We start from the raw sequence: 24,552 nt of genomic DNA, 5'->3' as shown, positions 1-24,552 counted from the left end.
GAAGAGGGGCGGAAAGCAGGAGATCTTTACGTTGCCTTACGTTTAACGCTTCGCTTACCCGGCTGGATAAGCGAAGCGCGTACTACGCAAGACCGATTACTGGCGGAACGGATTGCTGCCGCTAGTACTGGTGGTGCGCGCTGAGGCAGGTTTGGCTGCGACGGTATTGCTATAGCCGTCAGCGCTGGCATCCTGCTGCGGGTTTTCCGGCGCGACGCTATCCGGTGAGGTTGGAATAGCTTTGCCGAGCGTATTGTTGAGCGCAACCAGGTCCTGCTCGTTCAGCGTACCGAGTGCAGATTTGATGTTCAGTTCGTTAATTAGATAGTTATAACGCGCGCTGGAGAGCTGTTGTTTGGCGTTGTACAGCGTAGTGGTCGCATCCAGCACATCAACGATGGTACGGGTACCAACCGAATAACCGGCTTCCATCGCATCCAATGAGCTCTGAGCGGAAACCACAGCCTGTTTGTAAGCGTTGATGCTGCTGATCGATGCATTCACGTTGTTGAACGAGGAACGAACGGTCTGCACGACGCTACGGTGGGCGCTTTCCAGCTGTTCGCTGGCGCCAACGAAGTTGTATTGTGCTTGTTTAACCTGGGAGTTAACCATTCCACCCTGATAAAGCGGTAGCGAGAAGCTCAGGCCGATTTTGTTCTGCCCGGCATCGTTGTCGTTGTATTGATTGCTATTATGGGTTTTTGAACCGCTATAAGAGGTATCAGAAACGCCGGTAGAAGCAGACAAGCTTAGCGTTGGCATATGGCCATCCTGCGCCTGGCGAATCTGTTCACGTGCCAGATCCTGATTCAAGCGAGCCTGCAGCAGCGACAGGTTGCGGTTTTCCGCTTCCTTCAGCAGCGCGTTGACCGCAGACGGCTTGTTGGTTTTAAAACCGTCGACGTTCAGCGAGGCCAGTTCCGGATAGTAGTTACCGGTGACCTGGCGCAGCTCTTCCACCGCGTTATCGAGGTCGTTACGCGCGGTGACTTCATTCGCCAGCACAGAATCATACTGTGAACGGGCGTTTTGTACGTCGGTGATGGCAACCAGGCCCACGTTAAAACGCTGAGTAGTCTGATCCAACTGGCGGTAGATGGCCTGTTTCTGCGCTTCGGTATAGGAGAGCGTATCGATAGCGGCCAGAACTTTAAAATAGGCCGTTGCGGTGTTCAGGATCAGCGTTTGCTGGTCTGTCTGATAGGTGACATCCTGAATACCAGCTGATTTTTCCTGCAGCGTCAGCGCGCGCCATTTCGACATATCAAACAGAGTTTGGGTTAACTGTAGTGACCCGCTGGTGACGTTGGAGTTAATGCCGTTACTGTCGCGGTAACCATTAGTATAGGTGTAATCCGCACCCAGACCGAGCTGTGGTAGTAATGGGCTACGCGCTTCGTTGATCTTCTCGAATGCGGCATCACGATCGGCTGCTGATTTACGCAGATCAGGGTTACTGATACGCGCCTGCTGATAAACCTGCATCAGGTTTTCTGCCTGGCTCATGGCACTGAAGCCAGTCAGGCCCAGGCCGATAAGGATGGGAAAGAGTTTCTTCATTTGCATTCCTTGTTGTGAAGCATTTAGCGCTACTCAAATTCTAAAAATAATCACTGATTGTATCGAGTCTGTTACCGTAAAAAGTTGGCGTTATGTGCCATGGGGCGGTAATTTGCACCAATCTAACATACGGGCAATAAAACGGTAGCCACACCGCCAATAAATTCATAACTTCATGTTCTACAGGATATCGAAATGAGCGACGTCAATCAGCAGGGGATTACCTTCTCTAAAAACGATGTAGAAATTATTGCACGCGAAACGCTTTATCGTGGTTTTTTTTCGCTCGATTTATACCGTTTCCGCCATCGCTTGTTTAATGGTGGCATGAGCGGTGAAGTGACCCGCGAAATTTTTGAGCGCGGGCACGCCGCAGTCTTGCTACCCTTTGACCCGGTGCGTGATGAAGTCGTGCTTGTCGAGCAGATCCGCATTGCCGCGTATGATACTAGCGAGAGCCCGTGGTTGCTCGAGATGGTCGCCGGTATGATAGAAGAAGGAGAGTCTGCTGAAGATGTCGCCCGTCGTGAAGCGGTTGAAGAGGCGGGGCTTGATGTTGGGCGAGTAAAACCGGTCCTGAGCTATCTGGCGAGCCCCGGCGGCACCAGCGAAAGACTATCCATCCTGGTCGGTGAAGTGGATGCGACGACGGCAAAAGGAATTCATGGACTGGCCGACGAAAATGAGGATATTCGGGTACATGTGGTGAGTCGGGAGCAGGCTTACCAGTGGGTGGAAGAGGGGAAGATCGACAACGCAGCTTCTGTCATCGCGCTGCAATGGCTGCAATTGCATTATCACAATTTACGAAATGAGTGGACAAAATGAAGCGTTATACACCTGACTTCCCTGAAATGATGCGACTGTGTGAAACCAATTTTGCCCAGTTGCGCCGCTTGCTGCCTCGAACGGATGCGGTGGGTGAGATGGCGAGTTATCAGGTGGGCAATGCGCAATACCGATTAACGATCGTTGAGTCGACCCGCTACACTACATTAGTGGCGATTGAGCAGACGGCGCCGTCGGTGAGCTACTGGAGCCTGCCGTCAATGACGGTACGACTCTATCACGACGCGATGGTCGCTGAAGTGTGTTCAAGTCAGCAGATCTTTCGCTTCAAAGCGCGGTATGATTATCCTAATAAAAAGTTGCATCAACGCGACGAAAAGCATCAAATTAATCAGTTTCTGGCCGACTGGCTGCGTTACTGTTTAGCACATGGAGCGATGGCGATTCCGGTTTGTTAGCGTCGTGAAACCTAAGGACACCATTTGGAAAGCCTGTTAAACCTACCTTTGGCTGGTGAGGCCAGAGTCAGGATCTTACAAATTACTGATACTCACCTGTTTGCTGAAAAACACGAAACGCTGTTAGGCATCAATACCTGGGAAAGCTACCAGGCTGTGCTGGATGCCATCCACGCCTCACAGCGTGAATGCGACCTGATTGTTGCAACGGGCGATCTGGCGCAAGATCACTCTTCCGCGGCTTATCAGCATTTTGCTGAAGGCATCGCGAGTTTTGCTGCACCCTGCGTCTGGCTGCCGGGTAATCATGACTTTCAGCCAGCGATGTATAGCACGCTACAGGAATCCGGAATCTCCCCGGCTAAACGCGTATTACTGGGCGACCATTGGCAAATATTGCTGATGGACAGCCAGGTTTTCGGTGTCCCGCATGGTGAGCTGAGTGATTTTCAACTGGAGTGGCTTGAGCACAAGTTAGCCGAGGTGCCTGAGCGGTACACTTTACTACTGTTACATCACCATCCTGTGCCGTCAGGCTGTGGCTGGCTGGATCAACATAGTCTACGTAACGCCGGGGCGCTTGATTGCGCGTTGGCCGCTTTTCCTCGCGTTAAGCATCTGCTGTGCGGTCATATTCATCAGGAACTGGATCTTGACTGGAACGGGCGGCGAATGATGGCAACGCCATCGACCTGTGTGCAGTTTAAGCCGCATAGCGCTAACTTCATGCTGGATATCGTCTCTCCAGGCTGGCGCTGGCTGGAATTACATCCTGACGGCACGTTGACCACTGAAGTTTGTCGCCTTGAGGGCGTTAAATTTCACCCGGATATCGCTTCAGAAGGATACTGATGTCTACGCTTCTCTATCTGCACGGTTTTAATAGTTCACCGCGGTCGGCAAAAGCGACGGCGTTGAAGAATTGGCTGATGCAGACTTATCCTGATATCTCCATGGTGATACCGGAATTGCCCGTTTACCCCGCACAGGCTGCGGAGCATCTGGAAGCTCTGGTGCTGGAACATGGGGGAGAGCCGCTGGGCGTTGTCGGATCATCTTTGGGTGGATATTACGCAACCTGGCTATCGCAGTGTTTTATGCTGCCAGCGGTGGTGGTTAACCCTGCGATACGACCGTTTGAGCTACTGAACAATTTCCTCGGCCCCAATGAGAATCCGTACACAGGGCAGCAATATGTGCTAGAGTCTCGCCATATTTACGATCTTAAAGTCATGCAAATCGACCCGCTGGAAGCACCGGATTTAATCTGGTTACTACAGCAAACGGGTGATGAAGTGCTTGATTACCGCCAGGCCGTTGATTATTTCGCCTCCTGCCGTCAAACGGTAGAGGAGGGCGGTAATCACGCATTTGTTGGCTTTGAAGATCATTTCACTCAGATTATCGATTTTCTGGGCCTGCGTTAAGCGGTTCAGAACGACCTACGAATACACACCATGACGCAATCTTCTTATAACGCTGATGCCATTGAGGTACTCACCGGGCTAGAGCCGGTTCGCCGCCGCCCTGGTATGTACACCGACACGACACGCCCTAACCATATGGGTCAGGAAGTTATTGATAACAGTGTGGATGAAGCACTGGCTGGTCACGCGAAACGCGTGGAGGTCATTCTTCATGCCGATCAATCGCTGGAGGTTATCGATGACGGACGCGGAATGCCGGTGGATATCCACCCTGAAGAAGGGGTTCCGGCTGTTGAGCTGATTCTTTGCCGTCTGCACGCGGGCGGTAAATTTTCTAATAAGAATTACCAGTTCTCCGGTGGTTTACACGGGGTCGGTATTTCGGTCGTCAACGCCTTGTCGAAACGCGTTGAGGTTAACGTGCGCCGCGACGGCCAAATCTACAGCATCGCCTTTGAAAACGGCGATAAGGTGGAAGACTTACACGTTTCCGGCACCGTCGGCAAACGCAACACCGGGACCAGCGTGCACTTCTGGCCGGACGAAAGCTTTTTTGATAGCCCGCGTTTCTCCGTCTCGCGTCTATCGCATTTGTTAAAAGCCAAAGCGGTTCTGTGCCCTGGGGTCGAAATTGTCTTTCGTGACAAGGTCAATGATAGCGAGCAGCGTTGGTGCTATGCCGATGGCCTGACTGACTATCTTTGTGAAGCCGTGAACGGCCTGCCGTTGCTGCCGGAAAAACCGTTCGTCGGCAATTTCTCTGGCGATACTGAAGCGGTAGACTGGGCGCTGTTGTGGCTGCCGGAAGGCGGTGAGCTGCTAACCGAAAGCTACGTCAACCTGATCCCGACCATGCAGGGCGGAACCCACGTTAACGGCCTGCGTCAGGGGCTGCTGGACGCGATGCGTGAGTTTTGCGAATACCGCAATATTCTGCCGCGCGGCGTGAAGCTGTCGGCGGAAGATATCTGGGAGCGCTGCGCTTACGTCCTCTCGGTGAAGATGCAAGACCCGCAGTTTGCCGGGCAGACCAAAGAGCGTCTTTCTTCGCGTCAGTGTGCGGCGTTTGTTTCTGGGGTGGTTAAAGATGCTTTCAGCCTGTGGCTAAACCAGAACGTACAGTCGGCGGAGCTGCTGGCGGAGATGGCTATCTCCAGTGCCCAGCGTCGTCTGCGTGCGGCGAAAAAAGTCGTACGTAAAAAGCTGACCAGCGGCCCGGCGCTACCCGGCAAGCTGGCGGACTGCACCGCGCAGGATCTGAATCGAACGGAACTTTTCCTTGTGGAAGGTGACTCCGCAGGCGGTTCCGCCAAGCAGGCGCGCGATCGCGAATATCAGGCGATCATGCCGCTGAAAGGTAAAATCCTGAATACCTGGGAAGTCTCTTCTGATGAAGTTCTGGCGTCTCAGGAAGTGCATGATATTTCGGTCGCCATCGGTATCGATCCGGACAGCGACGACTTAAGCCAACTGCGCTACGGCAAGATTTGTATTCTGGCGGATGCGGACTCCGATGGTTTACACATCGCGACGCTGCTTTGCGCGCTGTTTGTCAGGCACTTCCGCACGCTGGTGAAACACGGTCACGTCTACGTGGCGCTGCCGCCTCTATACCGTATCGACCTGGGTAAAGAGGTTTACTACGCGCTGACGGAAGAAGAGAAAGCGGGCGTGCTGGAGCAACTTAAGCGCAAGAAAGGTAAACCGAACGTACAGCGCTTTAAAGGGCTGGGCGAGATGAACCCGTTACAGCTGCGCGAGACCACGCTGGATCCCAACACCCGTCGCCTGGTGCAGTTGATTGTCAGCGATGAGGACGAGCAGCAGACTACCGCTATGATGGATATGCTGTTGGCCAAGAAGCGTTCCGAAGATCGGCGTAACTGGTTGCAGGAAAAAGGCGATCTGGCCGAGTTGGATGGGTAATAAATAGTAAAATGGCCGGTATAACCGGCCGATTTTTTGATGGCTTAAATGCCCGATTCCAGAATACGAATATTCATTTCCAGAACGTCGCCTTTAACGGCTTCACCGTAAGCTTTCATGTGCGGAGTTTGCAGGTGCGCTTCAAGATGTGCGACGCTTTCCCACTGCTCAACCATCACGATGGAATCCGGTGATGTGGTTTGAAAACTGACGCCTGCGGCATGATCCACCAGCGGCGCATAGCCGTGGCAGCCTTCTTCCTGCAGAACAACCGGGGTAATCTTCGCAAACTGATCCAGTACCGCCTGACGATGGTGTTGGCCCGGACGAGTGCGAATTTCAGCGATTACTGTCAACATGGTTAACTCAACTCCTTCTGTGTGTATTCTCATCATACTTCGGGTCGCCGATTTTTTGACTGCTCAGCAAGCCGAATGACTTAGAACGTAAGCGTCTAGTTAACCAAAAATTTCTGCCAGATGCTTGCGATATTCTGCGGTATAACGCGGAACATCAGGCATTTTGATCACATCGTTGGCGATGAAGGTCGGCAGGGCGTTCATCCCAAGGAACTGGTTGGCTTTGTGGAACGGCAGATAAACGCCGTCGACGCCGACGCCGTGGAAGAACTGATCTTCATCGGTGAAAGCGTCCATTGGCGCGTTCCAGGTCAGGGATAACATGTACTTTTTGCCCTGAATCAGACCACCGGAACCGTATTTCTTGCTGGCGTCGGAACGGGTACGACCATCGCTGGCGTACAGGGCGCCATGGCCTTCGGTAAACACGTCGTCGATGTACTTTTTCACCGTCCACGGCGCGCCCATCCACCAGCCAGGCATCTGCCAGATAACCACATCGGCCCAGAGAAAATTCTGCACTTCTTCTTTAATATCGTATTCGCTCTCGGCGCGGACGACCTTAACATCATGCCCGGCGTCGCGCAGAAAACCATCCGCGACCTCGGTCAGGGTGTCATTCAGTTGGCCGTTAGAGTGGGCGAATTTTTTCGCGCCGTTGATAATCAGAATGTTGCTCATTTTTTATCCTCAAGATTGCAATTTTGTCGCTGATTTTACCCCGCAGGGTGAAGCGGTAAAATGAGCAAAATGTGCAAAGTCTTTTGCTTTTTTAGCAATAATACCGCTACCAGCTAACGCGTGCCTCGAAGCCGCCGCCTCGGGCGTTAGCAAAACTGGCCGTCATGCTGTGCAGCACGGCGATGCGCTGCACAATGGACAACCCCAGACCGCTACCGGGTTGGTCCTGACCGGGAGGGCGATAAAAGCGCTCGCCAATACGCGCCAGCGCTTCGGCGCTGATGCCGGGGCCGTTGTCGTGTACGCAAAATTCACGTGCATTCAGCGTGATATCGACCTGGCTGCCAGCGGGGCTATAGCGCACGGCGTTGTCCAGAAGATTACGCACCAGCAGGCTCAGTAACAGCGGCTGGCCGGTTCGCATGATGTTGGTGGCGTTCAGATGCAGACGCAACTCAATACCGGCCTGCTGCGCGCTGTGGTACATCTCCATAACCGCCGATTGAAGCAGTTCATCAATAGCGATCGTCTGGACATCATCAAGCTGCGCCAGCGAATCCAGGCGTGATAAGGTCAGGAGCTGATCGACCAGCCGGGTTGCGCGGTCAATACCCTGATGAAGCTGCGTCAGCGCTTTATCCATGCCCTGAGCATCGTTCATAGAGAGCTGAGCGACTTCGGTCTGGACCTTCAGTGCCGCCAGCGGGCTGCGCAGTTCGTGGGCGGCATCGGAGGTGAAGCGCCGCTCACGAGTCATGGTGTCATGCGTGCGGATAAAGAGCTGATTCAGCGCGTCGACCAGTGGGCGAACTTCACTGGGAACATGATCGGTATTGAGCGTTTCGGCGGAGTCCGGCGCGCGGGCACGTAGGGTGTTGGCCAATTTTTTTAGCGGGGCCAGCTCGCGGCTCAGCAGCGCAATCAGCAGCAGGAACATCAGCGGTAGCGCAACCAGCCAGGGCGTAAGCTGAGAGGTAACGATATCCAGCGCCATCTCACGGCGATAATCCCACTCCTGGCCGACGACGATGCGATGGCGACCGTCGCGGGTGGTGAGCCACAGGAAGCGCCACTCATCGTCATCGTTACGTAAATAGCCGTCGCTGAATCCCTCACGATTCATGCCCCAGGGGATATCCTGGCCGTTTTCACCATCGTTGAGCACCATCTTGCCGTCGGTAGTAAAGATAGCGAAAGCCAGCGCATCGTCGTCGAGATGCCCATGCTTAACTTTCTTTTTTGCCCGCACCTGAGGAGTGAGAGTATGGAGCTCGTCGAAATTCATTGCGCTAAGACGACGAGCGAACAGGAGTTGCTGGGTATCGAACAGCTTATCCAGCTTATCGGTGGTTTGTTGCCAGGCGATAAAACTGGCAATTCCCCATGCGGCGCTGGTCAGCAGTAGAAAAAGGAGCATCAGACGGACGCGCAAACTCAATCGGCCCAGTCGTTTCATACATCACCCAGGGTATAGCCGATACCGTGGACGGTGCGGATAAATTCGCTGCCGAGCTTGCGGCGTAGATGATGAACGTGCACTTCTATCGCATTGCTGGAGACGTCGTCATCCCAGTTATAGAGTTTTTCCTCGATAAGTTTGCGTGGTAGGACGCGCCCGGTGTTACGCATTAACAGTTCCAGTAAAGCGAACTCTTTCGGCTTGAGCGGTAGATTTTCGCCATTCAGCGTGGTGGTGAGTCGGGTTGGGTCGAGGACGACGTTGCCGTGTCGCAGCTCGCTGCTGCTTTGGCCGTGGGCGCGGCGTATCAGCGCTTCGAGACGCGCAGCGACTTCAATTAACGCAAAAGGTTTGCAAAGATAGTCATCGGCACCGAGCCGTAAGCCTTCGACCCGCTGGCTGAGCGCGTCGCGGGCGGTGAGGATCAGGACCGGTTCATGGCGGCCTTTGTCGCGCCATTCGCGCAGGATATCCAGGCCGTCGATGCCGGGAAGCGTCAGGTCCAGAATAATGGCGTCATAAGGGGCGTTGTACAGCGCGGCTTTCCCCTCTTCACCGCGGGTAAACCAGTCAATGCTGAAGCCCATTTTTGTCAGCCCGACTTTAATGCCGTCGCCAATCAGTTTGTCGTCTTCCACCACTAAAATGCGCATTAGCCTGCTCCTGTGGCCCACTGAGATGAAAGCAGTAAAGCGCGTTGTCACGCGCGCTGTACAGCAATAAAATTTCTTTTTTCCGCTTAAGAAGTTGTTAAGTTTTGCCTTGTGTAATAGTGACGGTATAAACACAAAGGGAGAAAACATGATGAAAAAGTTCGCCGCAATGACCGCTATTATCGCCTTAGTTTCTATGCCAGTCCTGGCTGCTGAACAGGGAGGCTTTTCCGGCCCAGGCTCCACGCAAACCAGCCAGACGACCACGCAAAACGGCGGGTTTATCGGCCCGAACGGTAGCGTAACGACGGTAGCTAATGCCAAATCTCTGCGTGATGACACCTGGGTGACCCTGCGCGGTAAAATCGTCGAGCGTATTTCCGACGACCTGTATAAATTTCAGGACAGCTCCGGCACCGTCAACGTGGATATCGACCATAAACGCTGGAATGGCGTGACCGTGACTCCGCAGGATACGGTAGAGATTCAGGGCGAAGTCGATAAAGACTGGAACTCGGTAGAAATCGACGTGAAGCAGATTCGTAAAGTCACGCCGTAAAGCCCGTTCCCTGAGCCAATCGTATCAGATGGCTCAGGGCCATAATCAGGCATGAGAGAAGGGCAGAATAATTTGTGCCACAGTGAGCATTATCGCATTCGATGTGTATGAGCATCGCAGGGGTAAGCGTATTGTGTTTGCGCTAATTATTGGTCTGGTAAGGAATACCATGAAATCTCATGCATTATTATGGCTGGTCAGCCTGGTAGGCGTTTCTCCTCTGTACGCCGCAGACGTTCCCGCCAATACATCTCTCGCCGCAAAGCAGGTTTTTCGTTACAACAATCATAGCGATCCCGGCACGCTTGACCCGCAAAAAGTTGAAGAGAATACAGCAGCGCAGATTGTGATCGATCTGTTCGAGGGGCTGGTGTGGATGGATAGCGATGGCCGCGTCCAGCCCGGGCAGGCGCAAAGCTGGCAAGTGTCTGATGACGGTAAACGCTATGTGTTTCACCTACGCAAAGATCTCAAATGGTCCGATGGGCAGCCGTTGACCGCTGGCGATTTTGTCGCCGGGTGGCAGCGCGCCGTGGCACCGCAAACCGCCAGCCCTTTTGCCGGATATTTAGCGCAAGCGCATATTGAAAATGCGGCGCAAATCATGGCAGGTAAAGCCGATGTCAGTGCGTTAGGCGTTCGGGCGATTGACGACACCACGCTGGAGGTGACCCTCACGCAGCCGGTGCCCTGGTTTACGACGATGCTGGCCTGGCCGACGCTATTTCCCGTTCCACAACACGTGATTAAAAAATATGGTGATGCCTGGAGTAAGCCAGAGCACATGGTTTATAACGGCGCGTTTGTGCTGGATAAATGGGTAGTAAATGAAAAAATTGTGGCCCGTAAAAATCCGCATTATTGGGATGCGCAGCATACCGTATTGCAGCAGGTAGATTATCTGGCCCTGGATAACGCCGTCACCGGCTACAACCGTTATCGCGCTGGAGAAGTCGATTTAACCTGGGTTCCCGCCCAGCAGATCCCGGCCATTCAGAAGGAGCGGCCCGGCGAGCTGCAAATCATTCCACGGCTCAATAGCGAATACTACAACTTCAATACTCGCAAAGCGCCGTTTGACGATGTACGCGTGCGTCGGGCGCTCTATCTGACGGTCGATCGTGCGCTAATTGCGCAAAAAGTCCTGGGATTACGCACGCCAGCAACCACCTTAACGCCACCACAGGTCGATGGGTTTAATGCGCCGGTTCTGGCAGAGCTGCAGCAGCCGATGAACGAACGAGCCGCAACGGCCCAGGCGCTGCTCAAGCAAGCGGGTTATGACGCTGCGCACCCGCTGCGTTTTGAGCTGTTTTATAACAAATACGATTTACACGAAAAAACCGCCATTGCGCTCTCTTCAGAATGGAAAAAGTGGCTGGGCGCGGATGTGAAGCAGCGTTCGATGGAGTGGAAAACCTACCTCGATGCCCGCCGCGCAGGAGACTTTATGCTGTCGCGCCAGTCGTGGGATGCGACCTGGAATGAAGCGTCGACGTTTCTCAATACCTTAACCAGCACCAGCGAGGACAACGTCGGACGCTGGCAGAATGCGCAGTACGACGCGCTACTGGAGCAGGCGGCGAAGACTGCTGATGCACAAAGACGCAATGCGCTTTATCAGCAAGCGGAAATGATCATCAACCAGCAGGCACCGTTGATCCCTATCTACTATCAGCCGATGATTAAACTGCTAAAACCGTATGTTGGTGGTTTCCCATTACATAATCCGCAGGATTACGTTTACAGCAAAGAGCTGTACATCAAAGCGTACTGATTTTACCGCCATCAGGTGTTTTTCGGCGGCGGTAAACTATCGAACTCTTGTGACTCGACGCGCCAGATAAGGTACTATCTGCGGCAATATTGCCCCTTAGATGGTTGGCTTTTAGTTGAGGAATTACGATTAATGAGCGATATGGCAGAGCGCCTTGCGCTACATGAATTTACGGAAAACGCCTACCTGAACTATTCCATGTACGTCATCATGGACAGGGCGCTGCCGTTTATTGGCGATGGCCTGAAGCCGGTCCAGCGTCGCATCGTCTATGCGATGTCTGAACTGGGGCTGAACGCTAGCGCGAAGTTCAAAAAGTCCGCCCGTACCGTCGGCGACGTGTTGGGTAAATATCATCCGCACGGCGATAGCGCATGCTATGAAGCGATGGTGCTGATGGCTCAGCCGTTTTCTTACCGCTACCCGCTGGTAGACGGTCAAGGGAACTGGGGCGCGCCGGACGATCCGAAATCCTTCGCCGCGATGCGTTATACCGAATCCCGTTTGTCGAAGTATGCTGAGCTGCTGCTGAGCGAACTGGGGCAGGGCACCGTCGACTGGGTTCCAAACTTCGACGGCACCATGCAGGAGCCGAAAATGCTGCCTGCGCGTCTGCCAAACATTCTGCTGAACGGCACCACCGGCATTGCCGTCGGGATGGCGACGGATATTCCGCCGCATAACCTGCGCGAAGTGGCCAGGGCGGCGATCACCCTGATTGAAAAACCACAGACCTCGCTGGATGAGCTGCTGGATATCGTGCAGGGGCCGGATTACCCGACGGAAGCGGAAATCATTACTCCACGTGCCGAGATCCGCAAAATCTACCAGAACGGCCGTGGCTCCGTGCGCATGCGTGCGGTGTGGACCAAAGAAGACGGCGCGGTGGTGATTAGCGCCCTGCCGCACCAGGTCTCTGGCGCAAAAGTGCTGGAGCAAATCGCCGCCCAGATGCGCAATAAGAAGCTGCCGATGGTCGATGACCTGCGCGACGAATCGGATCACGAAAACCCGACCCGTCTGGTGATCGTCCCGCGTTCCAACCGCGTTGATATGGAGCAGGTGATGAACCACCTGTTCGCGACGACCGATCTGGAAAAGAGCTATCGTATCAACCTGAATATGATAGGTCTGGATAACCGCCCGGCGGTGAAAAACCTGCTGGAAATTCTTTCTGAATGGCTGACCTTCCGTCGCGATACCGTACGTCGTCGTCTGAGCTACCGTCTGGAGAAAGTCCTCAAGCGCCTGCATATCCTTGAAGGTTTGCTGGTAGCGTTCCTGAATATCGATGAAGTTATCGAAATTATCCGCCACGAAGATGAACCGAAGCCGGCCCTGATGTCGCGTTTCGGCATTAGCGAAACCCAGGCGGAAGCGATTCTGGAGTTAAAACTGCGCCATCTCGCCAAGCTGGAAGAGATGAAGATTCGCGGTGAGCAGAACGAGCTGGAAAAAGAACGCGACCACTTGCAGTCTATTCTGGCCTCTGAACGTAAGATGAATAACCTGCTGAAGAAAGAGCTGCAGGCTGATGCCGACGCCTTTGGTGACGAGCGTCGCTCGCCGCTGCGCGAGCGTGAAGAAGCGAAGGCGATGAGCGAGCACGACATGCTGCCGTCAGAGCCTGTGACTATCGTGCTGTCGCAGAGCGGTTGGGTGCGTAGCGCCAAAGGTCATGATATCGACGCGCCGGGGCTGAACTATAAAGCCGGTGATAGCTTTAAATCGGCCGTGAAAGGCAAAAGTAATCAACCAGTGGTGTTTATTGATACCACCGGGCGTAGCTATGCGGTTGACCCGATCACCTTGCCGTCCGCTCGTGGTCAGGGCGAGCCGCTCACCGGCAAGCTGACGCTGCCGCCGGGCGCGACGGTTGAACATATGCTGATGGAGTCCGACGAGCAGAAGCTGCTGATGGCTTCCGATGCAGGCTACGGCTTCATTTGTACCTTTAACGACCTGGTCGCTCGCAACCGCGCCGGTAAGACGTTGATTAGCCTTCCGGATAACGCGCACGTGATGCCGCCGCTGGTTATTGAGGATGAATCCGATATGCTGCTGGCCATCACTGCAGCCGGGCGTATGCTGATGTTCCCGGTCAGCGATTTGCCGCAGTTGTCGAAAGGTAAAGGTAACAAGATTATCAATATTCCGTCGGCAGACGCGGCTTCCGGTCAGGATAGCCTGGCGCATCTGTTTGTTCTGCCGCCGCAAAGTACGCTGACTATTCATGTCGGTAAGCGGAAAATTAAACTGCGTCCGGAAGAACTGCAGAAAGTTACCGGCGAGCGCGGTCGTCGCGGTTCTCTGATGCGCGGACTGCAGAAAATTGACCGGGTGGACATCGATTCACCGCGTCGCCCTTCAACAGGCGACAGTGAAGAGTAGAGTAAAGTGAGCCTTCCTCGCGGTTAAGTGAGGAAGGCGAATATTTGCCGCAAAATCGTTGTTTATTCAGGCATTGCGATTAACAATATCCACAAAATCATTCAAGATGCTCAATGCGCTTTGCCATGATTTCCGGTGCCTGCAATCTGCGAAACAGCGAGTCATACACAAAATCATTCAGGATGCATCGAGGCGGCAAGTGAGGAAATCCCTGGAGCATAGACAGCTATGTGACTGGGGTTTCCGAGCGTCGCCAACAAAGAGGCAGTTTGAAGGATGATGTGTATAATTCTAAGCGGTTTGGGTTTTAGAGGTAGCTATGCTATTTATTTTTCGACTAATTATCGTTGTCATCTATTGTCTCCTGGTTTCCATATTCGGCTGTATTTACTGTCTGTTCAGTCCGCGTAATCCTAAACATGTTGCGACCTTCGGCCATCTGTTTGGCAAGCTATCGCCGGTGTTCGGCCTGAAGGTAGAGCTGCGCAAGCCTGCGGATGCGGAAAGCTACGGCAAGGCCATCTATATCGCTAACCACCAGAACAATTATGATATGGTGACGGCATCGAAAATCGTGCAGCCGCCGACGGTAACCGTGGGTAAAAAGAGCCTGGCGTGGATCCCGTTTTTCGGCCAGCTCTACTGGTTGACGGGGAATCTGCTGATTGACCGTAACAACCGGGCAAAAGCGCACGGCACCATTGCGGAAGTCGTGAACGCGTTTAAAGAACGTAACGTCTCTTTCTGGATGTTCCCGGAAGGGACGCGCAGCCGTGGTCGTGGCCTGCTGCCTTTTAAAACCGGTGCCTTTCATGCGGCGATTGCCGCTGGCGTGCCGATTATTCCAGTGTGCGTGTCCAATACATCGAATAAGATTAACCTCAATCGCCTGAACAATGGTCTGGTGATTGTAGAAATGCTGTCGCCGGTTGATACCAGCCAGTACGGGAAAGATGGCGTTCGCGCGCTGGCGACGCACTGTCGTGAGCTGATGGCCGCCAAAATTGCCGAGCTGGACAAAGAAGTTGCTGAGCGCGAAGCAGCAGGAAAGAAATAACACAGGAAACGCCGCGAATAGCAGGCGTATTGCTGGCGGGAAACGAATTCCCTTATTGATTAGTCAGTATCTCACGGAGTTAATATGTCACTCAGTCGGCGTCAGTTTATTAAGGCTTCAGGCGTTGCGCTGTGCGCAGGCGCTGCGCCACTGAAGGCACAGGCCGCTGGCCAGCAGCCTGCGTTGCCGATCCCTCCGCTGCTGGAGTCCCGGCGCGGTCAGCCGCTGTTTTTGACTCTCCAACGTGCGCACTGGTCGTTCACACCCGGCACCCGTGCGTCGGTATGGGGCATCAACGGTCGCTATATGGGGCCGACCATTCGCGTCTGGAATGGCGACGACGTGAAGCTGATTTACAGCAACCGGTTAACGGAAAACGTCGCGATGACGATCCGTGGCCTGCAGGTTCCTGGGCCGCTAATCGGTGGCGCGGCGCGCATGATGTCAGCCAACGCTGACTGGGCTCCGGTGCTGCCAATTCGTCAAAGCGCGGCGACGTTGTGGTATCAAGCCAACACACCAAATCATATGGCGAAACAGGTCTACAACGGCCTCGCCGGGATGTGGCTGGTGGAAGATGACGTCAGTAAAAACCTGCCGATCCCTAATCACTATGGCGTTGATGATTTCCCGGTGATTATCCAGGACAAGCGTCTGGATAACTTTGGTACGCCGGAATACAGCGAACCCGGCAGCGGCGGCTTTGTCGGCGATACGCTGTTGGTAAACGGCGTGCAAGGTCCATTCGTTGAGGTATCGCGCGGCTGGGTACGACTGCGCTTGCTGAATGCTTCCAACTCTCGCCGTTATCAGCTACAGATGAGCGACGGCCGTTTGCTGCACGTTATCTCTGGCGATCAGGGGCTGCTCCCCGCACCGGTTTCGCTCAAGCAGCTGTCGCTGGCTCCCGGCGAGCGGCGAGAAATTCTGGTCGATATGACCAACGGCGATGAAGTGTCGATTACCTGTGGTGAAGCGGCAAGCATCGTCGATCGTATTCGCGGCTTCTTCGAGCCGTCGAGTATCCTGATTTCTACACTTATCCTGACCCTGCGCCCGACAGGCCTGCTGCCGCTGGTGACCGATAGTTTGCCGGTGCGTTTGCTACCGACGGAAATCCTGACCGGTGCGCCGATTCGCAGCCGGGACATTAGCCTGGGCGACGATCCGGGCATTAACGGCCAGCTGTGGGATCCGCAGCGTATCGACATTACTGCTCAGCAGGGAACCTGGGAGCGCTGGACGGTGCGTGCCGACCGACCGCAATCCTTCCATATTGAAGGGGTGATGTTCCAGGTGCGTAACGTCAACGGCTCCGCGCCTTTCCCGGAAGACCGTGGCTGGAAAGATACCGTCTGGGTCGATGGACAAGTGGAGCTGCTGGTGTACTACGCCCAGCCTTCCTGGCCGCATTTCCCGTTCCAGTACTTAAGCCAGACGCTGGAGCTTGCTGACCGTGGCTCAATTGGCCAGATGCTGGTGAATCCAGCGCCGTAATTTACTGGGCCCCGACCGTATCCCGGCTGGGGTCTGAAAAACCTCCTTCATTTCTCCCATCGTTCCGGCTTATAATCGCCGCCCTTTTGATTATTTTTTTATCATTTTCCCCGGAAGCAATATGAGCGCAATATCCCTGATCCAACCGGATCGTGACCTTTTCTCCTGGCCGCAGTACTGGGCCGCCTGCTTTGGCCCTGCGCCGTTTCTGCCTATGTCGCGAGAGGAGATGGACCAACTTGGCTGGGATAGCTGCGACATCATCCTCGTGACCGGCGATGCTTATGTCGATCACCCGAGCTTCGGGATGGCGATTTGTGGCCGTATGCTGGAAGCACAGGGTTTCCGCGTGGGGATTATTTCCCAGCCGGAGTGGAACAATAAAGATGACTTTATGCGTCTGGGCAAACCGAACCTGTTCTTTGGCGTAACCGCTGGCAACATGGACTCGATGATTAACCGTTATACCGCAGACCGCAAGCTGCGTCATGACGATGCCTACACGGCGGGCAACGTGGCGGGCAAACGCCCGGATCGCGCCACGCTGGTCTACACCCAGCGCTGCAAAGAGGCGTGGAAAGATGTGCCGGTGATCCTCGGCGGCATCGAAGCCAGCCTGCGCCGTACCGCGCATTACGATTACTGGTCTGACACCGTGCGCCGCTCGGTGCTGGTCGATTCTAAAGCCGACATGCTGATGTTCGGCAACGGCGAACGTCCGCTGGTGGAAGTGGCGCACCGTCTGGCTGCTGGTGAGCCTATCGGACATATCCGCGACGTGCGTAATACCGCCATCATGGTGAAAGAAGCGCTGCCGGGCTGGGGCGGGGTGGATTCCACTCGTTTGGATACGCCGGGCAAAATCGACCCGATCCCACATCCGTATGGTGAAGACCTGCCGTGCGCGGATAACAAAACCGTTGCGCCGCCGAAGCAAGAAGCCAAACGCGTCACCGTACAGCCGCCGCGTCCTAAGCCGTGGGAAAAAACCTACGTGCTGCTCCCGTCCTTTGAGAAAGTCAAAGGCGACAAAATTCTCTATGCCCACGCCTCGCGTATTCTGCACCATGAAACCAACCCTGGCTGCGCCCGCGCGCTGATGCAAAAACACGGTGAGCGCTACATTTGGGTTAACCCACCAGCTATTCCGCTGTCTACCGAAGAGATGGATAGCGTGTTTGCGCTGCCGTACAAACGTATTCCGCACCCGGCCTACGGCGATGCGCGCATCCCGGCCTACGAGATGATCCGCTTCTCGATTAACATTATGCGCGGCTGCTTTGGCGGCTGTTCATTCTGCTCTATTACCGAGCACGAAGGGCGCATTATTCAGAGCCGTTCTGAAGATTCGATCATTAATGAAATCGAAGCTATTCGCGACACGGTTCCCGGTTTTACCGGTATTATCTCCGATCTTGGCGGCCCGACGGCCAACATGTATATGCTGCGCTGTAAGTCACCGCGCGCGGAGCAGACCTGTCGCCGCCTGTCCTGTGTGTATCCGGATATCTGTCCGCATATGGACACCAACCATGAGCCGACGATCAATCTCTATCGCCGCGCCCGTGACCTTAAGGGGATCAAAAAGATCCTGATCGCTTCTGGCGTGCGTTATGACATCGCCGTGGAAGACCCGCGTTATATCAAAGAGCTGGCGACCCACCACGTTGGCGGCTATCTGAAGATTGCTCCGGAACACACTGAAGAAGGGCCGCTGTCGAAGATGATGAAGCCTGGGATGGGCAGCTACGACCGCTTCAAAGAGCTGTTTGATACCTATTCGAAACAGGCCGGCAAAGAGCAGTATCTGATTCCGTACTTTATCTCTGCGCACCCTGGTACGCGCGATGAGGATATGGTGAACCTGGCGCTGTGGCTGAAGCAGCATCGTTTTCGTCTGGATCAGGTGCAGAACTTCTATCCGTCGCCGCTGGCGAACTCCACCACCATGTATTACACCGGCAAGAACCCGCTGGGTAAGATTGGCTATAAGAGTGAAGATGTGGTGGTGCCGAAGGGCGACAAACAGCGTCGTCTGCATAAGGCCCTGCTGCGCTACCACGATCCGGCCAACTGGCCGCTGATCCGCCAGGCGCTGGAAACCATGGGTAAAAAGCACCTGATTGGCAGTCGTCGTGATTGTTTGGTTCCGGCCCCGACGCTGGATGAAATGCGTGAAGCGCGCCGCCAGAACCGCAACACCCGTCCGGCGCTGACCAAGCATACGCCAATTGTGCATCAGCGTTCGAATGGCGGGGCGACAGCGAAGAAACCAGCCAAACGCGGTAAGGTCGTCAGTCGTTAATTCTGTATTATGCCCGGTATGATTTGCTTACCGGGCCTGATGGTCCTGGAGTACGGACGGCTTTGCTAAACAGCAAAGCCAATTCTGTGTTTACGCTTTTCTGATTCTGGCCGCCAGCGCTGCCAGCTTCTCATCGTCCGCTCGTTCATGATCATGTGAAGAGAGATAGCCTTCATACTGGTCAAAAAACTTCGCCAGGCGGGATTCGATCGGCTGCCAGTGGGCCATATCGCCGGTGCCGTGCATCGGGCTGAGCTTACTGTGGACATGGTCCACGCCGAAGCCTTCAAAAAACATTCCGCTACGGCTCACGTCATCGAAGGTCTTATCCAGAAGCTTTGCCACTTTCTGCGTCGCCAGCACCAGATCGGCCAGTGCCTGTGGTGGCATATCAAAAGCGTAACTGGGGTAATGCTTCTTCGGGATCACGACAGTAAAACCGTCGGTATTAGGGAAAATAGAGAGAAAGGCGAGGTGGTGTTCATCTTCCCACACCTTATGGCACGGGGCCTTACCTTCGACAATTTGGCAGAAAATACAGCTCATGGTTGGACTCCTGGTTTATTTGGTTTTTATTGAGGTGCTGTCAGCCATCATTGTTTATTCCGGCGAATAGCCTCTCGCATCCGCTGAAGTAAACTGCCGTGTTCTGACGAAATAAAATCATCAATAACCCATTGGTCGTGGGAAAGGTGGAGAAGAAAGTCCTGCACTTTCCCTGGACCTTTGGTGAACGACAAATGCGCGCGTATTCGGGCGGTGTCGCCTTTGTTTTCTATCGCCGTGATGCTGTCGATTTTTTTGAATTGAGTGATTTCACAATCACATATTGGCTCGGCTTCAAGCAAAGCGAGATAGTCATCATCGGCAAAAGAGAAACGGGTCAGTTGATATTCCGTTACGGTTTGCCTGAATTCTGCCGAAACTACGCCGGTCCACGACCATGTTGATTCTCCCATGCGGGAAAGCAGTTCATGGATAAATTCCTGGGGCTGTTTTTTTTGTAGCGATTTTAGTACGGCAAGGGTTTTTAGATTATTACCCTCCAGCCCCTGATAGAGGCTACCGGATTCGTTAATCACATCATCAATCAGCCAGCGCTTGTTTTCTGCTATCAGTTTTAGCGTCAGCGTGACTATCTCTTCGCTTTCCTGAAATGGGCGAAAGCGCACGACAGCATCGGCGTGGGTCGCATCCAACTGGCCAGTGGTGACATCTTCCAGCACCAGGTTTTCGTAATCCTGACAGTCGCAGACAGGATCGGCATTCAACCAGCCGCTGTCGCCGGGAAGAGTAAAACGATTATCCAGTGCGAGAGTCTGTTTCATCCGCGCAGAGATAATCGATTTGTCGCTTAAATCGTCGAAAATGATGGGATTAGAGCCGTTGTTGTAGCGTTGATAAATTTGCCTGACGGTCTCTTCCGGTGTCTCTTCAGCGAATGCCTCAGGACTGCATAAACACCACAGTACACTGAACAATAGCCATTTGGGGCGGAATTTCACGTTAATGTTCCTGAGGTAAAAGGCTATCAGAGAGGTTAACAATGGCGCTGGCGATGGGGTATGAATAATTTCTGAAAAGCCCGGAAGAAACCGGGCTTGAGGGAAGGATTAACCGCCGAACTGATCCGGGTCAGGACCCAGACGTTTGTTCTGATCCAGTTTGGTGATTTCACTCAATTCATCTTTGTCGATACGGAAGTCCCAGACGTTAAAGTTCTCGGCGATGCGCGATGGTGTCACGGATTTCGGGATCACCACCAGACCGCTGTCCAGATGCCAGCGAATAACGATTTGTGCCGGTGTCTTACCGTATTTATCCGCCAGTTGATGGATGATTTTCTGATTGAATACGCCTTCGCCCCCCTGGGCCAGTGGGCTCCAGGACTCGGTCTGGATTTTATGCGTGGCGTTCCAGGCGTGAAGCTGGCGCTGTTGCAACAAAGGGTGAAGTTCAATCTGGTTAATTACCGGGGCGACGCCAGTTTCATCAATTAGCTTTTGTAGATGATGAATCTGGAAATTACAGACGCCGATGCTTTTCGCCAGCCCCTGCTGCTGAAGCTCAATTAAGCTTTTCCAGGCGTCCACGTAATGGTTGGTTGCCGGAACCGGCCAGTGAATTAAATATAAATCGACGTAGTCGAGTTGGAGTTTTTTAAGACTTTCCTGGAGCGCTTCATGGGGCTGTTTTTGATCGTCATTCCATAACTTTGTGGTGACAAACAACTCATCACGGGCGACGCCTGCGCTGCTCAGCGCATTACCGACGCCGGTTTCATTCTGGTACACGGCGGCGGTGTCAAACGAGCGATAACCGACTTCCAGCGCCTTGTGAATGGCGGAGACGACTTCCTCGTTGCCTGCTTTCCACACGCCGAGCCCCAGCTGGGGCATCAGGTTGCCGTCGTGTAGTTTTATAACGGTTGGATGTGTCATGCCTTCCTCCTGTTAATGAACTCGGCGGAATAAATTCCGCCGAGGGGTAGCATTAAGTCTGGACGAAATAGCTAAAAACGGTAGTTAAACTCCTCTCCTTTGCGTGAGTTTACGCGTCAGAGAGGATGTTTATTAGCGTGCGGCCTCGTAAATACGGCGGCTGACGTCCAGAGTAATATCCTGGTTTTCACCCAGTTGAGTCATACCGTGCTCTTCGAGTTTCGCCAGCAGCGCCGGGATAGAACTGCCATCCAGACCGTAGGCAGAAAGGCGAGTCGGAACGCCCATTTGTTCGAAGAAATCACGCGTCGCAGCAATAGCGGCATCGATACGCTGGTCTTCTGAACCTTCGGTGATGTTCCAGACGCGCGAGGCGTACTGCAGCAGTTTGGCGCGTTTAGCGTCGCGTTTTTCATTCCACAGGGCGGGCAGGACGATAGCCAGCGTCTGTGCATGATCAAGCCCGTGCATTGCGGTCAGTTCATGGCCCAGCATATGGGTTGCCCAGTCCTGCGGCACACCTGCTCCAATCAGGCCGTTCAGCGCCTGGGTTGCGGCCCACATAATATTGGCGCGAACGTCGTAGTTTTCCGGCTCTTTCAGTGCTTTCGGGCCATCTTCCACCAGCGTCAGCAGAATGCCTTCGGCGAAACGGTCCTGAATTTTGCCATCAACCGGGTAAGTTACGTACTGCTCAACGGTATGGACAAATGCGTCAACCACGCCGTTGGCAACCTGGCGCGGCGGCAGAGTGTAGGTGTAAACCGGGTCAAGGATGGCGAATACCGGCTGAACGTGAGAAGACATAAACGCGCGTTTGTCACCAGTGGTTTTACGTGAAATCACCGCGCCTTTATTGGATTCGGAACCGGTCGCTGGCAGCGTCAGCACAGAGCCCATCGGGATGGCGCTGGCAACTTTGCTACCGTAGGTTTCGAGGATTTCCCACGGATCGATACTGGTATCATAGTGCGCCGCCGCGGCGATGAATTTGGTACCGTCGAGAACGGAACCGCCGCCGACCGCCAGCAGGAAAGTGATCTTTTCATCACGTGCGATTTTCACCGCGTTCATCAGCGTTTCGTAGGATGGGTTTGGCTCGATGCCGCCAAATTCCAGGACGTCAATGCCGCTTAGCGCGCTCAGAACCTGATCAAGCACGCCGGTTTTCTTCACGCTACCGCCGCCGTAGGTGACAAGCACGCGTGCATCCGCCGGGATTTGATCGCGCAGGTTTTCAATCGCGCCTTTGCCGAACAGAATGCGGGTTGGGGTATGTAGGTCGAAATTATTCATGGCTGGTGCCCTCAAATAGATAAATCCGCCAACAGAGACAATACCTCTGCCAGATGACGAACATTGTGGTCCTGTCGCCCGTTTCCCTCAATGCACATTCCTGCCGTTGTCTTGCCCATTTCTCTTAAGGGCTGGAGAAATCCCCAAAAAGCACTCACAATGCTGAGGTAAAAAAACGTTCGGAGAAGCACGATAAATGAAGCGAGCCGAGATATGCCAGCTATTAACAAATAAAGTTAATCAGCTGAAAGATAAAGAAGAAATACTCACTAGTCTGCTGCCGGATATTCGCCTGTTGTATGGCACGCAGCCGGGTACCCGTACGCCGGTCATGTACCAGCCGGGGATCGTTTTTCTCTTTTCCGGGCATAAAATTGGCTACATCAACGAGCGGACCTTTCGCTATGACACCAATGAATATCTGCTGCTGACGGTGCCGCTGCCGTTCGAGTGCGAAACCTTCGCCACTCCGGAAGTGCCGCTGGCGGGGATTAGGCTAAATGTCGATATTCTTCAGTTGCAAGAACTGCTGATGGATATTGGTGAAGATGAGCAGTTTCAGCCGTCAATGGCATCAAGTGGGATCAACTCGGCGGTGCTGTCCGAAGAGATTCTGTGCGCGGCGGAACGCCTGCTGGATGTGATGGAGCGTCCACTGGACGCGCGTATTCTTGGTAAGCAGATTGTCCGCGAAATCCTCTATCACGTCTTGATCGGGCCGTGCGGTGGGGCGCTGCTGGCGCTGGTGAGTCGACAGACCCATTTCAGCCTGATTAGCCGCGTGTTGAAGCATATTGAAAGTCAGTACACCGAGAACCTGAGCGTTGATCAGCTGGCGGCGGAAGCCAATATGAGCGTCTCAGCGTTCCACCATAACTTTAAATCGGTCACCAGCACCTCCCCGCTGCAATACCTGAAAACCTATCGCCTGCACAAAGCGCGCATGCTAATGATCCACGACGGCATGAAGGCCAGCGCGGCGGCGATGCGGGTAGGATATGAAAGCGCGTCGCAGTTCAGCCGTGAGTTTAAGCGTTACTTCGGTATTACGCCGGGGGAAGATGCGGCGCGAATCAGGACGATTCAGGGGATGTAATGAGGGGCTACAGGGCGGCAAAAAGGCCGCCCTGTATTGGGCATCAGGCGCTGCAGTATTTCTTTTTGATAACGACGATAACCGTTCCAAGCAGACCGGCAATCAGCAGCACAATAGGCAGGATCATCAGGCAGGTCATCACCTGATCTTCATGACGCTTAACGAAAGGAATCATGCTCAGCGCGTAGCCCAGACCGGTAACCACGCCAACCCACAGCAGCGCGCTCAGCCAGTTAAAGAACTGGAAGCGGCGGCTTGGTAGCCCGGAAATCCCCGCCATGGTGGGCAGCAGAGTCCGTACGAATGCCAGGAAACGACCAGCCAGCAGCGCCAGCAGACCGTGTTTATCAAACATGCAGGTTGCCCGCTGATGATATTTATCCGGCAGATGCCCGAGCCAGCGTTTAACCGTTACGGTATTACCCAGCCAGCGACCCTGAATATAGCTCAGCCAGCAGCCAAGGCTGGCTGCCGTTGTCAAAATGGCAAGAGTCGGCACAAAGCCCATCACGCCTTTGGCAATCAGCGCCCCGGCGAGCAGCAGCAGGCTATCGCCCGGTAAAAAAGAGGCGGGTAGCAAACCGTTTTCTAAAAATAGGGTTGCGAACATGACCAGATATACAACGCCCACAACGTGGGGGTTTGCCAATGCGGCAAAATCATGTTGCCACAGCGCGGCGACAATTTCTTGAATGACAACCATGGACTTTCCTAAGTGGTACCGTATTTTTTGACTAGTGTACTCCTGAAGAGGCCCGAGCACCTTGATCCCGGGCGCAACTCAAGCGGCCGCTTCTCTTAAAAACGTCCGCTAATGT

21 protein-coding genes and 1 pseudogene are annotated in these 24,552 nt (G+C 54.0%); 12 read left to right on the top strand and 10 right to left on the bottom strand.

Annotated features, from left to right (window positions below; genetic code table 11):
- Window positions 1–96 precede the first annotated feature (96 nt).
- Window positions 97–1,563 carry an outer membrane channel protein TolC gene (gene tolC, locus HV127_RS03035; protein WP_182234967.1) on the bottom strand — a complete coding sequence of 489 codons (1,467 nt, stop codon included), beginning with the start codon at window positions 1,561–1,563 and terminating at the stop codon, window positions 97–99.
- A 195-nt stretch (window positions 1,564–1,758) separates the two neighbouring features.
- Between tolC and nudF the strand changes: the two genes are divergently transcribed.
- Genes nudF through parE form a run of 5 tightly spaced genes read left to right on the top strand, consistent with a single transcriptional unit; the run spans window position 1,759 to window position 6,163 of the window.
- Window positions 1,759–2,391 (top strand): ADP-ribose diphosphatase, encoded by a 633-nt coding sequence (gene nudF / locus HV127_RS03030; RefSeq protein ID WP_110273031.1) that lies wholly within the window; start codon window positions 1,759–1,761, stop codon window positions 2,389–2,391.
- Entirely contained in the window at window positions 2,388–2,810 is a 423-nt protein-coding gene (locus HV127_RS03025; protein WP_110273032.1) for a DUF1249 family protein, read from the top strand. Before nudF ends, HV127_RS03025 begins: the two co-directional genes overlap by 4 nt.
- A 24-nt stretch (window positions 2,811–2,834) precedes the next feature.
- Entirely contained in the window at window positions 2,835–3,662 is an 828-nt protein-coding gene (cpdA, locus tag HV127_RS03020) for a 3',5'-cyclic-AMP phosphodiesterase (RefSeq protein WP_181484838.1), read from the top strand.
- Entirely contained in the window at window positions 3,662–4,237 is a 576-nt protein-coding gene (gene yqiA / locus HV127_RS03015) for an esterase YqiA (protein ID WP_110273034.1), read from the top strand. Before cpdA ends, yqiA begins: the two co-directional genes overlap by 1 nt.
- Before the next feature lie 30 nt (window positions 4,238–4,267).
- Window positions 4,268–6,163, top strand: a complete 1,896-nt coding sequence (parE, locus tag HV127_RS03010) for a DNA topoisomerase IV subunit B (protein WP_110273035.1) — start codon at window positions 4,268–4,270, stop codon at window positions 6,161–6,163.
- A 44-nt stretch (window positions 6,164–6,207) separates the two neighbouring features.
- On the opposite strand, the gene HV127_RS03005 is transcribed toward parE, so the two are convergent.
- The 4 genes from HV127_RS03005 to qseB form a co-directional block, all read right to left on the bottom strand.
- Entirely contained in the window at window positions 6,208–6,522 is a 315-nt protein-coding gene (locus HV127_RS03005; protein ID WP_110273036.1) for a putative quinol monooxygenase, read from the bottom strand.
- 99 nt (window positions 6,523–6,621) lie between these two features.
- Window positions 6,622–7,203: an NAD(P)H-dependent oxidoreductase gene (locus tag HV127_RS03000; protein ID WP_181484840.1), complete on the bottom strand. Its 582-nt coding sequence runs from the start codon at window positions 7,201–7,203 to the stop codon at window positions 6,622–6,624.
- Window positions 7,204–7,309: 106 nt separating this feature from the next.
- The gene (qseC, locus tag HV127_RS02995; RefSeq protein WP_182234966.1) at window positions 7,310–8,659 is read right to left on the bottom strand and encodes a quorum sensing histidine kinase QseC; all 1,350 of its coding nucleotides are present in this window, start codon (window positions 8,657–8,659) and stop codon (window positions 7,310–7,312) included.
- On the bottom strand, window positions 8,656–9,315 hold the full coding sequence (gene qseB / locus HV127_RS02990; RefSeq protein ID WP_142514373.1) for a quorum sensing response regulator transcription factor QseB: 660 nt from the start codon (window positions 9,313–9,315) through the stop codon (window positions 8,656–8,658). The genes qseC and qseB overlap by 4 nt, the downstream gene beginning before the upstream one ends.
- 151 nt (window positions 9,316–9,466) lie before the next feature.
- Between qseB and HV127_RS02985 the strand changes: the two genes are divergently transcribed.
- The 6 genes and pseudogenes from HV127_RS02985 to HV127_RS02960 form a co-directional block, all read left to right on the top strand.
- Complete coding sequence (locus HV127_RS02985) at window positions 9,467–9,874, top strand: YgiW/YdeI family stress tolerance OB fold protein (protein ID WP_110273108.1); 408 nt, start codon at window positions 9,467–9,469, stop codon at window positions 9,872–9,874.
- Window positions 9,875–10,043: 169 nt separating this feature from the next.
- Window positions 10,044–11,651 carry an ABC transporter substrate-binding protein gene (locus tag HV127_RS02980; RefSeq protein WP_182234965.1) on the top strand — a complete coding sequence of 536 codons (1,608 nt, stop codon included), beginning with the start codon at window positions 10,044–10,046 and terminating at the stop codon, window positions 11,649–11,651.
- A gap of 132 nt (window positions 11,652–11,783) precedes the next feature.
- Complete coding sequence (gene parC, locus HV127_RS02975; RefSeq protein ID WP_182234964.1) at window positions 11,784–14,042, top strand: DNA topoisomerase IV subunit A; 2,259 nt, start codon at window positions 11,784–11,786, stop codon at window positions 14,040–14,042.
- Between the two features lie 319 nt (window positions 14,043–14,361).
- On the top strand, window positions 14,362–15,099 hold the full coding sequence (gene plsC / locus HV127_RS02970; protein WP_182234963.1) for a 1-acylglycerol-3-phosphate O-acyltransferase: 738 nt from the start codon (window positions 14,362–14,364) through the stop codon (window positions 15,097–15,099).
- Window positions 15,100–15,183: 84 nt separating this feature from the next.
- Window positions 15,184–16,596: a cell division protein FtsP gene (gene ftsP, locus HV127_RS02965; protein WP_182234962.1), complete on the top strand. Its 1,413-nt coding sequence runs from the start codon at window positions 15,184–15,186 to the stop codon at window positions 16,594–16,596.
- A 49-nt stretch (window positions 16,597–16,645) separates the two neighbouring features.
- Window positions 16,646–18,841: pseudogene (locus tag HV127_RS02960) on the top strand (YgiQ family radical SAM protein); the annotation flags it as partial.
- Between the two features lie 150 nt (window positions 18,842–18,991).
- Here HV127_RS02960 and HV127_RS02955 read toward each other — a convergent pair.
- The 4 genes from HV127_RS02955 to yqhD all read right to left on the bottom strand — a co-directional run bounded on the left by HV127_RS02955 (window position 18,992) and on the right by yqhD (window position 22,638).
- On the bottom strand, window positions 18,992–19,447 hold the full coding sequence (locus HV127_RS02955; RefSeq protein WP_182234960.1) for an HIT family protein: 456 nt from the start codon (window positions 19,445–19,447) through the stop codon (window positions 18,992–18,994).
- A 47-nt stretch (window positions 19,448–19,494) separates the two neighbouring features.
- Window positions 19,495–20,406: a DUF3828 domain-containing protein gene (locus HV127_RS02950; protein WP_182234959.1), complete on the bottom strand. Its 912-nt coding sequence runs from the start codon at window positions 20,404–20,406 to the stop codon at window positions 19,495–19,497.
- A 108-nt stretch (window positions 20,407–20,514) separates the two neighbouring features.
- A complete protein-coding gene (gene dkgA / locus HV127_RS02945) occupies window positions 20,515–21,342 on the bottom strand; it encodes a 2,5-didehydrogluconate reductase DkgA (protein ID WP_182234958.1) in 828 nt (275 codons plus the stop codon).
- A gap of 132 nt (window positions 21,343–21,474) precedes the next feature.
- Window positions 21,475–22,638 (bottom strand): alcohol dehydrogenase, encoded by a 1,164-nt coding sequence (gene yqhD, locus HV127_RS02940; RefSeq protein WP_182234957.1) that lies wholly within the window; start codon window positions 22,636–22,638, stop codon window positions 21,475–21,477.
- A gap of 196 nt (window positions 22,639–22,834) precedes the next feature.
- Here yqhD and HV127_RS02935 point away from each other — a divergent pair, with 196 nt between their 5' ends.
- Entirely contained in the window at window positions 22,835–23,734 is a 900-nt protein-coding gene (locus tag HV127_RS02935; protein WP_182234956.1) for an AraC family transcriptional regulator, read from the top strand.
- Window positions 23,735–23,777: 43 nt separating this feature from the next.
- Here HV127_RS02935 and yghB read toward each other — a convergent pair whose 3' ends face one another.
- A complete protein-coding gene (gene yghB, locus HV127_RS02930) occupies window positions 23,778–24,437 on the bottom strand; it encodes a DedA family general envelope maintenance protein YghB (protein ID WP_110273049.1) in 660 nt (219 codons plus the stop codon).
- Window positions 24,438–24,552 lie beyond the last annotated feature (115 nt).

Origin of the sequence: Klebsiella sp. RHBSTW-00215, from assembly GCF_014103785.1 — a bacterium.
Lineage (GTDB): Bacteria > Pseudomonadota > Gammaproteobacteria > Enterobacterales > Enterobacteriaceae > Klebsiella.
This window is presented reverse-complemented; position numbering and strand designations above follow the sequence as displayed.